The following is a 13,381-nucleotide window of genomic DNA, read 5'->3' on the forward strand; positions in this document are numbered from 1 at the left end:
AGCAAGGAGCGCGCACCCGGTGCGCGGCCTTCAGCGGCGCCAGCCCGGCCGGCCGTAATAGCCGCGCCCATAGCCGCCCCGGCCATAGACGCCGAAGAAGCCGATGGTCGGCGCCACCACCACGGGCGGCGGCGCCAAGTACACGGATTCGGTCTGGTAGTAGCCCAGCCCGCCGTAATAGCCGGACCCAGGACCGGGGCCACGACGCAGCCGGTGAGCAGGCTGGTGGCCACCGCAGCGGCGGCGAGGGTGATGAGGCGGATGGACATGGTGGCTCCTTGGTGCGGGGTCCGAGACGCCATTCAACGCCCCGGACCTTAAGCAGTCACTTCTGCACGGTATCGCAGAAGTAACAACCGGTAATAGCCATCCATCGGCACCGGTGGACCGTCTTCAGCGCGACAGCGCGCGGCAGGCCTCGGCACAGCGGCGGCAAGCTTCGGCGCAGGCCTGGCAGTGGGCCATGCCGTGCCGGGCGCATTCGTTGGCGCAGCTGTCGCACAGGCGGGCGCACAGGGCGCAGATCTCCGGTGCGTGGGCGCTTTCGCGGGCCATGGCGGCGGCAGCCACGCGACACAGCGCGGCGCAGTCCATGTCCAGGGCGATGCACTGCACCATGCAGCGGGGCTCGGGCTCGCGCAGGCACGCGGCCGCGCAGTAGTCGCACGCATCGGCACATTCGTTGCAGGCGCGAATGCACTCGGCATAGCGCGATGCGGTGACGGTGTCGTGTGGGGCGGCCTGCGGCATGGAATGTCCTTTTTCCGCCGGTGCGGCGGCGCGTGATGGGGTGCAAACTGGGAAACGGCTTCGACGTTTATAGAAATGCCCCCTCCCGGGCCCTGTAGGACGGCGCTGCGACCTCGCACCGCCGGACCCCCTTTCAATTTTTTGCACAATGGCAGCATGAATCGCAGAAACCTCCTTCTCTCGGCCGCCGCCCTCGCCACGGCGTTTGCATCCCCGCTGGGCTACGCGCAGGATGCGCCGATCCGGCTGATCGTGCCCTACGCACCCGGGGGGCCGCTGGACGTCACGTCCCGCGCGCTGGCCGAGCGGGTGCGCGACACGCTGGGCACGGTGATCATCGACAACAAGGCGGGCGCGGGCGGCAACATTGGCGCCGATGCCGTCGCCAAGGCCGCGCCGGATGGCCTCACCATCGGCCTGGCCGCCACGGCGACGCATGCCGTCAACCCTTGGCTCTACAGCCGCATGCCCTACGACGCGGCCAAGGACTTCGCCGGCATCACGCAGATGGTGAGCGTGCCCAACGTGCTCGTCATCAATGCGGCCAAGGCGGCGGAACTCAAGATCAACACCGTGGCCGATTTGATCGCCTACGCCAAGGCCAACCCCGCCAAGCTGAACTACGGCAGCGGCGGCAACGGCAGCGCAGGCCACCTGGCCGGCGAAATGTTCAAGCAGCGCGCCGGCATCTACGCCCTGCACATTCCCTACCGCGGTGCCAGTCCCGCGCAACTGGCGCTGCTGGCCGGCGAAGTGGACTTCAACATCGACAACCTGGCCGCCGCCGCGCCCAACATCCGCTCGGGCAAGCTCAAGGCGCTCGCAGTGACCTCGCCGCAGGCCAGCGCCATGCTGCCGGGCGTGCCCCCGCTGTCGGCCACGTTCAAGGGCTTTGCGATCGAGACGTGGTGGGGCCTCGTGGCGCCAGCCGGCACGCCCAAGCCCGTCATCGCCAAGCTGAACAAGGCCTTCGTCGCCGCGCTCAATGCGCCGGAGACCAAGACGCGCTTCGCAGCCCTCATGGCCGAGCCCGTGGGCACCACGCCCGAGCAGTTCGATGCCTTCATGGCGTCGGAGCGTGCCAAGTACCAGCAGGTGGTGAAGGCTTCCGGCGCGAAGGTCGACTGACCAGGCCAGGGCACGCAACCGCCCTTGGATCGAAACGGCCACCGGCGCATACCCATCGTGCTCCGGCAGCTATATTTTCAATAGCAAATCGTTTCAGGCGGCGGCGCGGAACTGCCGCCGGTAGGCGGAGGGCGCAATGCCCACCGCCGCCGAGAAATGCTGCCGCAGCGAGACGGCGGAGCCGAAGCCCGACGCCACGGCCACGGCATCGATCGACTGATCTCCCCCCTCCAGCAGGCGCTGCGCCAGCGCGATGCGCTGGTTCTGCAGCCATTGCCCCACCGTGGTCCCGGTGGACTGGCGAAAGCGGCGCGTGAAGGTGCGCGGGCTCATCACGGCACGCTCGGCCAGCGCCTCCAGCGTGTGCGCCTCGTGCAGGTGTTCGCCCAGCCACTGCAGCAGCGGCGCAAGCCGATCCCCCCGCACCGAGGGCGCCACCGGCTGCTGGATGTACTGCGCCTGGCCGCCCTGCCGGTGCGGGGCCACCACCATGCGGCGCGCGGCGCAGTTGGCGGCCTCGGCACCATGCTGCTGGCGCAGCAGGTGCAGGCAGCAGTCGATGCCCGCTGCGGTGCCGGCTGAGGTCAGCACCGTGCCATTTTCCACATACAGCACCTCGGGCCGCAGCGCCACCTGCGGGTAGCGCTGCGCGAACGCCTGCGCCAGCGCCCAGTGGGTCGTGGCGGCGCGGCCGTCGAGCAGCCCCGCCTCGGCCAGCACGAACGCCCCCAGGCACAGACCCACGATGCGCGCGCCGCGGCGGTGCGCGGCCCGCAGCGCGGCCAGCAGCTCGGGGGGCGCGGGGGCCAGGTTCTCGTGCCAGGACGGCACCACGACGATCTGCGCGCGCCGCAGCACCGCAAGGCTGTGCGCCACGTCGATGCCGAACCCGGCGGACGTGCGCATCGGGCCGGGCGCCACGCCGCACACGCGCAGCCGGTAGCGCGGTGCGCCTTGCGCCGTGCGGTCCTCGCCGAACACCAGGCAGGGCACCGAAAGGTGAAAGGGGCTGATGCCGTCGAAGGCCACGACGGCCACGGTGTCGGGGGCGGGCTGGGAGATGCTGCGCATAATGGCCCGATTCTATCGATCGGTTTCAATCCAGCCACTTTCAGCGATGGCGCAGAAGGCGAACAATCACCTCCGACCCTTTCGCCGCTTCAGGCAACCACCCTTCAAAAGGACTTCGAGAATGCCCACCACCCCCACCCCTCCCCGCCGCGCCCTGGTCGTCATCGACGTGCAGAACGAGTACTTCGCGGGCGGCAACCTGCCCATCGAATACCCCCCGGTGGCGGACACGCTGCCCAACATCGCCCGCGCCATGGACGCCGCACAGGCCGCCGGCGTGCCGGTGGTAGTGGTGCAGCACACCGCGCCCACAGGCGCGCCCGTGTTCGACAAGGCCACGGACCGCTGGCAACTGCACCCGGAAGTGGCGCGCCGGCCTGCCGACCACCGCATCGAAAAACAGCTCGCCAGCGTCTTTGCGAACACCGACCTGGCCGACTGGCTGGCTGCCCGCGGCATCGATACGCTGACCGTGGTGGGCTACATGACGCACAACTGCGACGCCAGCACGGTGTTCGAAGCGGCGCACCGGGGTTTGGCCGTGGAGTTCCTGAGCGATGCCAGCGGTGCCCTGCCTTATGCCAATGCGGCCGGCCGCGTGAGCGCCGAGGAAATCCACCGCGTGTTCAGCGTGGTGTTCCACAGCAACTTCGCGGCGGTGGCGACGACCCGGGGCTGGCTGGCGGCCGTGCAGGCCGGCCAGGCCCTGCCGAAGGGCGATGTGTATTCGTCGAACCAGCGCGGGCGCGAGGCCGCCTGAACAGTAGCGCAGTAGCGGCGAACACCGACCTGTCGGCGCTCCCTGCGGAGCGCGGGGGGTTGTTCAGGGCCAGAAGGGCCCGAGCCGCTCGATGCGCTGCGACTGCACGGTGGCCAGGCGGGCGGGCTCGACGCGCCCCGGTGCGATCTCGGCCAGGGGCTGCAGCACGAAGGCCCGCTCGCCCATGCGCGGATGGGGCACGGTGAGTTCCGAGGTGTCGATGCGCTCGTCGCCGTACAAAAGCACGTCCAGGTCCAGCGTGCGCGGCGCGTTGCGGTAGGGGCGCTCGCGGCCGGCCGCCTGCTCGATGGCCTGCAGAGCATGCAGCAGGTCGATGGCGGCCAGCGGGGTGGCCAGTTCGGCCACGGCATTCCAGTAGTCCGGGCCACCGGCATCCACCGGTGCGCTGCGGTACAGCGACGACACCCGCAGCAAACGGCTGCCGGGCCATTGCGCCATCGCATCGAGCGCGCCGAGCAGCGCTGCCCGCGCATCGCCCAGGTTGGCGCCCAGACCGATCCAGGCAGAGACCGGGGTGCCGGGGCCGCCCGCGGGAAAGTACACCGCCGCCATGCCGTGCCCCGCCCCGTTCAATCGCCCGAAGGGCCGGACGAGGCCGCGGGGGCCGCGCCCTCGCCGCCACCACCGCCCGAAGGCTTGCGGCGGCGCCGGCGGCGCTTCTTGGGGGCGGCCTGGCCGTCGCCGGCCGGGTCTTCGCCGCCATCGTGTTCATGGTCCTGGCCGTCCTGCCCTTCCTGATCGCCGCGGGAGGGGGCTGCGGCCGGGCGGCCCTCGCCAGGGGAGGCGGCAGCGCCGTCCGCCTCCGCCGCAGGCCGGGGCACGCGGCGCACGACGGGCTGGGCCTTGCGCTGGCGGGACTTCTGCTCTTCGCGGGCCTGGTCGATCATGTCGTCGCGGCGCATGTCGTCGGCGTGCTGGAACTCCTGCCACCATTCGGCCAGCGCCTCCTCGACCTCGCCCACATCGGCGCGCAGGCGCATGAAGTCGAAGCCGGCGCGAAAGCGTGCCTGGGCCACCATGCTGTAGGGCGTGGAGCCCACGCGCTTGTCGAAACGCGGCTGCATGACCCAGATCTCGCGCATGTCGGCGGCCAGCTTGCCGCGGCCCGACACGTCGCCGATGCGCCGCTCGAACACGTCGTCGATGGCGTCCTGCAGCGCGGGAAACGGCTGCTCGCGCTGCGCGATGCGCCGGTCCCAGCCGGTCTTCACGTCCTGCCACAGCACGCAGGCCAGCAGGAAGCTCGGCGCCACGGGCTTGCCCTCGCCCACGCGGCGGTCGGTGTCGGCCAGGGCGGCGCTCACGAAGGAGGAGTCGGCGCGCTCGACCACCACGTCCAGCAGCGGGTAGATGCCGGTCGCCATGTCCAGCTTCTTGAGCTGCGCGATCGTGGCCAGCGCGTGGCCCGTCTGCAGCAGCTTGAGCATTTCGTCGAACATGCGGCTTTGCGGCACGTCGGCCAGCAGCGCCTGCGACTCGATCAGCGGGCCCGCCGTCTTGGGCTCGATGGTGAATCCCAGGCCCGCGAGCTTGGCCGAGAAACGCACGGCGCGGATGATGCGCACCGGGTCTTCGCGGTAGCGCGTGGCCGGGTCGCCGATCATGCGCAGCAGCTTTTTCTTCGCGTCCTGGATGCCCTTGTGGTAGTCCACCACGACCTGCGTTTCGGGGTCGTAGTACATCGCGTTGACGGTGAAGTCGCGGCGCGTGGCGTCTTCGTCCTGCGGGCCCCAGACGTTGTCGCGCAGCACGCGGCCGCTGGCGTCCACGGCGTGCTGCATGCCCACCAGCTGCTGTTTGCTGGTCTTTTCGTTGCCGCTCACCTGCTGCTCGATGGCGGTGTTGTCCAGGTAGGCACGGAAGGTGGAGACCTCGATCACCTCGTGCTCGCGGCCGCGGCCGTGCACCACGTGCACGATGCGAAAGCGCTTGCCGATGATGAAGGCGCGGCGGAACAGGCCCTTGACCTGCTCGGGCGTGGCGTTGGTGGCTACGTCGAAGTCCTTGGGCCGCAGGCCCAGCAGCAGGTCGCGCACGGCGCCGCCCACGATGTAGGCCTCATAGCCCGCCGCCTTGAGCGTGCGCACCACGTCGGCCGCGCGGCGGTCCACCAGTTCGGGGTTGATGCCGTGCACCGAGGCAGGCACTTCCTCGCGCTTGCCGAAGCGGTTCTTTCCGCGGCCGGCGCCGGGGGCGCCCTTGCCCAGCAGTTTGTCGATGAACTTCTTGATCATGGTTGGGTGGGAAAGAGATCCAATATGCGCCAGCCACGCTGCTGCGCGAGCGCCCGCAGGCGGGGGTCGGGGTTGGTGGCCACCGGGTGATCGACGGTTTCGAGCAGCGGCACGTCGTTCATGGAGTCGCTGTAGAACGTGCTCTCCACGCCGCTCCAGGCCAGGCCGCGCGCCGCCAGCCATTCTTCCATGCGCCGCACCTTGCCTTCGCGCATGGTCGGCGTGCCCTCGATGGCGCCGGTGTACCAGCCCTGCGCGTCGCGCGCAAGGCCCATGGAGAGCAGCTCGTCCACGCCCAGCGCCTGGGCGATGGGGCCGGTCACGAACTCGTTGGTGGCCGTGATGATGACCACCTGGTCGCCCGCCGCCTGGTGCTGGCGCACCAACTCCAGCGCCTGCGGATGGATGGCGGGCCCGATCACCTCGCGCATGAACTGCGCATGCGCCGCTGCGGCGGCCTCGGGCCCGCGCTGGCGCACGGCCTCGATGGCGAAGCGCACGTAGTCGTGCACGTTCAGCGTGCCGGCCTGGTAATGGGCGTAGAACTCGTCGTTTCGGCGGCCGAACTCCACCGGGTCGTTCCAGCCAATGCGGATGGTGAACTCGCCCCACTCGTAGTCGGAGTCGAGCGGCAGCAGCGTGTGGTCGAGGTCGAACAGGGCCAGCCGAGGGCGTTGCGCCGGGGGTTCAGGGTTCATGCGGTGTGGGGTGTGGAAAAAGGGGGCGGGCGGAGGGAGGCAAAGCCGGCAGCGTGCGCCGCTATTCGGACTCCAGCATGGCCCGCAGCAGGGGAATGGTGATGGCGCGCTGGGTGCGCAGGGCGAAGCTGTCCAACTGGTCCAGCAACTGCATGAGGCTGCCCAGATCGCGCGAGAAGCGCTTGAGCATGTAGTCCATCACATCGTCGCCCAGGAAGATACCGCGCGCGTCGGCCTCCTGGCGCAGCACCGCGCGGCGCTCGGCCTCGCCCAGCAGGTGCAGCTGAAAGATGTGGCCCCAGCCCAGGCGGCTGCGCAGGTCGTCGCGCAGCGGCAGGTCGGCCGGCGGCGTCTGGCCGGCAGCCAGCACCCAGCGGGGCTCGCCCACGGCGGGGCTGATGGCATTGACGAACCAGTTGAAGGCGGCGGCCTGCTGGGCCGTGTTGTACAGGTGCACCTCGTCCAGCAGCACGGCGGACCAGCGGTCGTCGAACGCCGTCGGCTCGGCCACCGAGGCATCGAGCCAGCCGACCGAGGCGCCCTGCTCGCGCAGCGCCTCACGCACGGCCTCCAGCAGGTGGGTCTTGCCGCTGCCCGACTCGCCCCAGAGGTAGGTGGGCACCGGCGAGCGCAGCACCTCGACGGCGCCATCGCCCACGGCCAGCCGCAGGTGCTGCAGGGCCGCCTCGTTGGTGCCGGCGAAGAACCGGGACAGCGTGGGCCCGGTGGCCAGGCCGATGTCGAGCGCGAGCTGCTTCATGCGCCGTGCCCCGGCACGGCGGCCCGCACGCGCCGCGCACCCGGACCGCAGCGGCAGGCGCGGTGCGGGACGAAGGGCGGCAGTGGGGGGCGAGGCGGCATGGAAGTGGGAATGGCAAAGGGCCGGATGGCAGGGCGCGCGGGACACGCCGGCGCGAATTTTAGTCTGCCGCGGCGACCCGTCCGGCCACGGCGCCACGGGCCACCCGCGGCCACGCCATCCGCCGGCCCGCGGGGGCATTGGCGGGCCAGGCGGGCGGGGCCTTTAAAATCCGCCGCTCCAGCCCGCCGCGCGGGCCCACCAGCACTCACGAACCCTTCCATGAGCTCCTCCGACTCCTCCACCCCCATCTCCTACAAAGACGCTGGCGTCGACATCGATGCCGGCGACGCGCTGGTCGAGCGCATCAAGCCGCTCGCCAAGAAGACCATGCGCGAGGGCGTGCTGGCCGGCATCGGCGGTTTCGGCGCCCTGTTCGAGGTGCCCAAGCGCTACCAGGAGCCGGTGCTGGTGAGCGGCACGGACGGCGTGGGCACCAAGCTCAAGCTGGCCTTCGAATGGAACATGCACGACACCGTGGGCATCGACCTGGTGGCCATGAGCGTGAACGACGTGCTGGTGCAGGGTGCCGAGCCGCTGTTCTTCCTCGACTACTTCGCCTGCGGCAAGCTGGACGTGGACACGGCCGCGGCCGTGGTGGGCGGCATCGCCCGGGGCTGCGAGCTGTCGGGCTGCGCCCTGATCGGCGGCGAGACGGCCGAAATGCCCGGCATGTACCCCGCCGGCGAGTACGACCTGGCCGGCTTTGCGGTCGGTGCGGTCGAAAAATCCAAGATCCTCACCGGCAAGACCGTGGCGGCCGGCGACGTGGTGCTGGGCCTGGCCTCGGCCGGCGTGCATTCCAACGGCTTCAGCCTGGTGCGCAAGTGCATCGAGCGGGCCGGCGATTCGGCCCCCGCCACGCTGGACGGCAAGCCGTTCAAGCAAGCCGTCATGGAACCCACGCGCCTTTACGTGAAGAACGTGCTGGCCGCGCTGGCCAAGCACCCCGCGCCGCAGGATGCGGCATCGGCCGGTGGCATCAAGGCCCTGGCCCACATCACGGGCGGCGGCCTGCTGGAGAACATCCCGCGCGTGCTGCCCGAGGGCCTGGCCGCCCACCTGAAAGCCGGCAGCTGGCCGCAGACCGAGCTGTTCGCCTGGCTGCAGAAGACGGCCGGCATCGACGACATCGAGATGAACCGCACCTTCAACAACGGCATCGGCATGGTGGTGGTGGTCTCGGCGTCCGAGGCCGAAGCCACGGCCGCCACGCTGCGCTCGCTGGGCGAGACGGTCTACACGATCGGCACCATCGCCGAGCGCGGCGACGGCGCGCCCGTGGTGGTGGGCTGACCCCCTCAGCCGCACCCCGCCGCCCATGATGGAGCCGCTCGCACCGCACGACGTTCCGCCCTCCGCCGCCGGCCCCGTGCGGGCGGCCCCCACGGCGCCCGGCGCGGCCGGTGCCGGCGTGCCTGCGGGCACCGCGGCAGTGGCCCCGCCCCCGCCGACCTTCGCCGCCACGCCCCCCGCCCGGCCCCGCGGCGTGGTCACGGCCAGCTACGTGCTCATGGCCGCGGCCCTGCTGCTGGTGATGTGGCAGGGCCTGCTGCCCGGCCTGCTGTGCGCCTGCCTGGGGTTTCTGCTCACGCGCTGGCTGGCGCCGCGGCTGGCCTGGCCGCCGGGGCGCAGCGTGCACCGGCCGTCCGGCAGCGGCGCCACGGCGGGCCAGGTGATCGCGGCGGCCGTGGTCATGCTGGCGCCGCTTTCGCTCATCGTGCTGGCGGCCTCGCATTCGCGCAGCTACATCGTCGAGGCGCCGCAGCAGTACCGCGAACTGCTCGACTTTCTCGCCCGCACGGTGCTGGAGCTGCGCCTCAAGCTGCCGCCCGACATCGCCTCGCACCTGCCCGAAGGCGCGGTGGAGATCCAGCGCACCATCGCCGGCTACCTGGGCGCCAAGGCGGGCGCGCTGGCCATGGCCGGCCGCGCGTGGCTCAGCGGCCTGCTGCATGCCTACGTGGGCCTGCTGATCGGGGCCCTGGCGGCCGTGCGCACGCTGGACGGGCCCCGCGGGCCGCTGGCCGAGGCGCTCTCCGCGCGCATCACCTGGTTCGGCGAGGCCTTCCGCCAGATCGTGGCGGCGCAGTTCTGGATCGCGGCGTTCAACACGCTGTTGACGGCGATCTTCCTGCTGGGCGTGCTGCCGCTGTGGGGCATGCAGTTGCCGTACACGCCCGCGCTGATCACGCTCACCTTCCTGGCGGGGCTGGTGCCGATCGTCGGCAACCTGCTGTGCAACGCGGTCATCACCATCGTGGGGCTGTCGGTGTCGCCGGCCGCGGCCATCGCCTGCCTGGCGTTCCTGATCCTGATCCACAAGGCCGAATACGTCATCAACGCCAAGGTGGTCGGCCAGCGCACCCACATGGGCGTGTGGGAACTGCTGGCGGTGATGTTCGTGGCCGAAGCGGTGTTCGGCCCTGCCGGGCTGGTGGCAGCGCCGCTGTTCTACGCGTACCTCAAGAAGGAACTGCAGGCAGCGCAGCTGGTGTGACCGGCCGACCGGATGGCATTTGCTACCAAAAATATAGCAAAACAACCAATAAGTTCTAGGGCATGAGGCCCTTTTGGCTCAAACCTTCTGGAATTGCCGCGCCACGAACGCCCAGATGAGCGCCGAGGCGTCCGGGCCGTCCGGATCGCTGTAGGGCACGCTGGCCAGGCCGCCGCTCCAGGCATGCCCCAGGCCCAGGATTTCGCGCAGCGCCACCACGGTGCGGCCCTGCCGCTTGAACTCCGTGAGGCGCGTCGCATGCCGCTTGCCGCGCTGCTGCATGCGCTGGTCACCGGCCTTGGCACCCAAAGCCTGCGCCCACAGCTCGGCCGTGGTGCAGGCATTGCGGGGCGACACCACGCCGTCGGCCTCGCCGTGCAGCACCAGCAGCGGGGGCAAGGGCAGCGGGCCTTCGGGCGGGGGCGGGCCCATGCCCAGCACCGGCGGCGCGGGCTCGGGCAGCAGGGCCTCGCGGCGCCCGCTCATGGCGGCCAGCGCCTGGGCGGACGACTCCGCCGTGCCCGGCGCCACGCCCGAATGCATGGCCACCGCGCAGAACCGTTCCGGATAGCGCGCCGCCAGCAGCACCGCCATGCACGCGCCGGCCGACAGGCCGGCCACCGCCACGCGCGTGAGATCGACCGGATGGCGCCGCGCCACCTGGTCCACCGCCGCCATGAGCGTGGCCGCTTCCGCGTGGGCCTTGCCGTTGCGGTGCGAGAACCAGTTCCAGCAGCCCTGCGCGTTGGCGATGCGCTCCTGCTCGGGGTACAGCACCAGAAAACGCTCGCGGGCAGCGAGCCGGTTCATGCGCGAACTGGCGGCCAGATCGGCCCCCGTCTGCCCGCAGCCGTGCAGCATCACCATCATGGGGAGCTTTTCGCCCGCGCCCAGGGCCAGGCCCGGGGGAATGTGCAGGTGAAAGCGCCGCGCGCCGGCCGGGCCGGGGGCGATGCCGCCGATCCATTCACCGGCCCCGGGCGGCACCTTGCGCGGCGCCCGGGCCTTCGGGGTGGCGGCATTCACCAGCGACAGCAGGGGCTTGGCGGCCGCCTTCACCCGCGCGGGGCGCGTGGCGCGGGCCAGCGCCTTCAGGTTGCGCTGGTAGGCCCGGGTGAAAACGGACAGGGAAAACAGGCGGGAGCTGCGGGGCATGGGCGGTCGTCCAATCGGCGGGGTAGCGGGTTCACCATACCAGTTTTGTTGCAGTGCAGCATTTTTTGGGCCTGCCAGAACTGGAATTGGGCGCCATGGCCTACAAACCAGTCGGCCGCGTGCCATCGAAACATGTCCTGAAATGATCGATCCCTGGCCGCCCCAGGCCGGACGCAGGCCGCCACCACTTTCAAAATCAGCGCCATACTCCACCACCCATCGAATCGCCCCCATGAGAACCTGTCTCATAGTGATCGACGCGCAGGAATCTTTCCGCCAGCGTCCCTATTTCACCGCGCAGAGCCTGCCGCCCTACCTCGCCGCGCAGAACGCACTCATCGAGGGCTGCGTGGCCCGGGGCGTGCCGGTGGTGCGCATCTTCCACAGCGACGGTCCCGCCGATGCCGGCAACCCGTTCGCCATCGAGTCCGGCCATGTGCGCCCGCTGGAGGGCCTGGCGCCGTTCGACGCCGCCGCCACCTTCACCAAATCGCGCCACAGCGCGCTGGTGGACACGGGCCTGGCCGTCTGGCTGACGCAGCACGGCATCCAGCGCCTGATCGTGAGCGGCATCCGCACCGAGCAGTGCTGCGAGACCACCACCCGCCATGCCTCCGACCTGGGCTGGCAGGTGGACTACGCCCTCGATGCCACGCTCACCTGGGACATGGTGCAGCCCGACGGCCGCACACTCACCGCCGCCGACATCCGGGACCGCACGGCCACCGTGCTGCAGGACCGCTTCGCCACCGTGTGCACCGCCGCCCAGGCGCTGGAGCGCGCGGCCGCCGCGGCTTGATCCCTCCCCCGCCCCGCCCGTCCACCCTGCCCCTCTGCCATCACGACGAAAGAAGACCCGCCATGCTGGAACTGCGCCCCACCTGCGAACACTGCAACACCGCCCTGCCGCCCGCCTCGCCCGATGCGCGCATCTGCAGCTTCGAGTGCACCTTCTGCGCCGACTGCGTGGACCACGTGCTCGGCAACGTGTGCCCCAACTGCGGCGGCGGCTTCGCCCCTCGCCCGATCCGGCCGGCGCACAACCACAAGGGCAACAACTTCCTGGGCAACGACCCCGCCAGCACCGTGGTGCGCCACCGGCCCGTGGACCCGGCCGCCCACGCGGCCTTCTCCGCCGCCCTGCGGCAGATTCCGCCCGCACAGCGATGAGCAGCGGCCCCGGCGCGCCCATCCACGTCTTCTTCGCGCTGCTGCCCGACAGCCTGGTGCTGGACTGGGCCGGGCCCGCCGAGGCGCTGCGCATTGCCAACCAGGTGCTGCAGGCGCGGGGCGGGCCGCCGGGCTTCGTGCTGCACTTCGTCAACCCGGCGCCCGAATCGGTCACTTCGGTCGGCGTATCGCTGACCGGGCTGGCCCCGCTGCCGGCCACGCTGCCGCAGCCCGCCTGGGTGGTACTGGTGGGCCTGCCCGGGCAGCGCATCGACGTGCAGCGCAGCGAGGCGCGCGAACTGCTGCACTGGCTGCGCGGCCTGCGGCTGGCCACGGGCCGACTGGAACTGGTGACGGTGTGCGCCGGCGCCGTGCTGGCCGCGCACGCGGGGCTGCTGGCCGGCCGGCGCGCCACCACGCACCACCAGCACCTGGCCGAACTGGTCGAGGTGGAGCCCCGCTGCGACGTGGTGGCCAACCGCGTCTTCGTGGCCGATGGCGCCCTGCACACCAGCGCGGGCGTGACCACGGGCATCGACCTGGTGCTGCACCGCATCGCCGACGCCTGCGGCCCGGCCATCGCCGCCGAGGTGGCGCAGACCATGGTAGTGGCGCTGCGGCGCGGCCCGCACGACCCGGAAATGTCGCCCTTCCTGCACCACCGCAACCACCTGCACGGCGCGCTGCACCGCGTGCAGGACGCCGTGGCCCAGCAGCCCCAGGCCGACTGGAGCGTGCCCGCCATGGCCGAGGTGGCGCACGCCTCGCCGCGCCACCTGACCCGCCTCTTCCTGGACCACGCCGGCATCGCGCCGCTGCAGTACCTGCGCCGCATCCGCCTGGCCACCGCCGAGGCCGCGCTGCGGGCGGGGCGCAACGTGACCGAGGCGGCGGCGATGGCGGGGTTCAGTTCGGATACGCAGCTGCGCCGGGCGTGGAAGCAGTTCGGGCGGGGTGGGACGCCGTCGCAGATGGGGCATCCGGGCGGGTAGGAGCGTCTGGCCAGGGGCCAGCCAATCCAGAATCCACGCCGGC

Annotated in this window: 14 protein-coding genes; 7 read left to right on the forward strand and 7 right to left on the reverse strand. The window is 71.2% G+C overall.

Annotation, left to right across the window (positions count from 1 at the left end; translation table 11 throughout):
* Positions 1-393: 393 nt before the first annotated feature.
* On the reverse strand, positions 394-750 hold the full coding sequence (locus M5C96_RS17845) for a four-helix bundle copper-binding protein (protein ID WP_272564461.1): 357 nt from the start codon (positions 748-750) through the stop codon (positions 394-396).
* Positions 751-906: 156 nt separating this feature from the next.
* Here M5C96_RS17845 and M5C96_RS17850 point away from each other — a divergent pair, with 156 nt between their 5' ends.
* Entirely contained in the window at positions 907-1,878 is a 972-nt protein-coding gene (locus M5C96_RS17850; RefSeq protein ID WP_272564462.1) for a tripartite tricarboxylate transporter substrate binding protein, read from the forward strand.
* A gap of 93 nt (positions 1,879-1,971) precedes the next feature.
* On the opposite strand, the gene M5C96_RS17855 is transcribed toward M5C96_RS17850, so the two are convergent.
* Positions 1,972-2,940: a GlxA family transcriptional regulator gene (locus M5C96_RS17855; protein ID WP_442867398.1), complete on the reverse strand. Its 969-nt coding sequence runs from the start codon at positions 2,938-2,940 to the stop codon at positions 1,972-1,974.
* A 130-nt stretch (positions 2,941-3,070) separates the two neighbouring features.
* Between M5C96_RS17855 and M5C96_RS17860 the strand changes: the two genes are divergently transcribed.
* Entirely contained in the window at positions 3,071-3,709 is a 639-nt protein-coding gene (locus tag M5C96_RS17860; protein WP_272564464.1) for a cysteine hydrolase family protein, read from the forward strand.
* Between the two features lie 63 nt (positions 3,710-3,772).
* On the opposite strand, the gene folK is transcribed toward M5C96_RS17860, so the two are convergent.
* From folK to hda, 4 genes are all read right to left on the reverse strand, one after another.
* On the reverse strand, positions 3,773-4,282 hold the full coding sequence (gene folK, locus M5C96_RS17865; protein ID WP_272564465.1) for a 2-amino-4-hydroxy-6-hydroxymethyldihydropteridine diphosphokinase: 510 nt from the start codon (positions 4,280-4,282) through the stop codon (positions 3,773-3,775).
* A 17-nt stretch (positions 4,283-4,299) separates the two neighbouring features.
* Complete coding sequence (pcnB, locus tag M5C96_RS17870) at positions 4,300-5,964, reverse strand: polynucleotide adenylyltransferase PcnB (RefSeq protein ID WP_272564466.1); 1,665 nt, start codon at positions 5,962-5,964, stop codon at positions 4,300-4,302.
* Positions 5,961-6,662, reverse strand: a complete 702-nt coding sequence (locus M5C96_RS17875; protein ID WP_272564467.1) for an HAD family hydrolase — start codon at positions 6,660-6,662, stop codon at positions 5,961-5,963. Before M5C96_RS17875 ends, pcnB begins: the two co-directional genes overlap by 4 nt.
* 61 nt (positions 6,663-6,723) lie before the next feature.
* On the reverse strand, positions 6,724-7,422 hold the full coding sequence (hda, locus tag M5C96_RS17880; RefSeq protein ID WP_272548576.1) for a DnaA regulatory inactivator Hda: 699 nt from the start codon (positions 7,420-7,422) through the stop codon (positions 6,724-6,726).
* 321 nt (positions 7,423-7,743) lie between these two features.
* On the opposite strand from hda, the gene purM reads away from it, so the two are divergent.
* Positions 7,744-8,817 (forward strand): phosphoribosylformylglycinamidine cyclo-ligase, encoded by a 1,074-nt coding sequence (gene purM, locus M5C96_RS17885; protein WP_272564468.1) that lies wholly within the window; start codon positions 7,744-7,746, stop codon positions 8,815-8,817.
* Between the two features lie 25 nt (positions 8,818-8,842).
* Positions 8,843-10,021, forward strand: a complete 1,179-nt coding sequence (locus M5C96_RS17890) for an AI-2E family transporter (protein ID WP_272564469.1) — start codon at positions 8,843-8,845, stop codon at positions 10,019-10,021.
* 78 nt (positions 10,022-10,099) lie between these two features.
* Here M5C96_RS17890 and M5C96_RS17895 read toward each other — a convergent pair whose 3' ends face one another.
* Positions 10,100-11,176 (reverse strand): extracellular catalytic domain type 1 short-chain-length polyhydroxyalkanoate depolymerase, encoded by a 1,077-nt coding sequence (locus M5C96_RS17895; protein WP_272564470.1) that lies wholly within the window; start codon positions 11,174-11,176, stop codon positions 10,100-10,102.
* 232 nt (positions 11,177-11,408) lie between these two features.
* Between M5C96_RS17895 and M5C96_RS17900 the strand changes: the two genes are divergently transcribed.
* The 3 genes from M5C96_RS17900 (at position 11,409) to M5C96_RS17910 (ending at position 13,338) form a co-directional block, all read left to right on the forward strand.
* Positions 11,409-11,975 carry a cysteine hydrolase family protein gene (locus M5C96_RS17900; protein WP_272564471.1) on the forward strand — a complete coding sequence of 189 codons (567 nt, stop codon included), beginning with the start codon at positions 11,409-11,411 and terminating at the stop codon, positions 11,973-11,975.
* Positions 11,976-12,037: 62 nt separating this feature from the next.
* Positions 12,038-12,346, forward strand: a complete 309-nt coding sequence (locus tag M5C96_RS17905) for a DUF1272 domain-containing protein (protein ID WP_272564472.1) — start codon at positions 12,038-12,040, stop codon at positions 12,344-12,346.
* The gene (locus M5C96_RS17910; protein ID WP_272564473.1) at positions 12,343-13,338 is read left to right on the forward strand and encodes a GlxA family transcriptional regulator; all 996 of its coding nucleotides are present in this window, start codon (positions 12,343-12,345) and stop codon (positions 13,336-13,338) included. Before M5C96_RS17905 ends, M5C96_RS17910 begins: the two co-directional genes overlap by 4 nt.
* The last annotated feature ends 43 nt before the right edge of the window (positions 13,339-13,381 follow it).

It is taken from the genome of Acidovorax sp. GBBC 1281, assembly GCF_028473645.1.
Lineage (GTDB): Bacteria > Pseudomonadota > Gammaproteobacteria > Burkholderiales > Burkholderiaceae_C > Paracidovorax.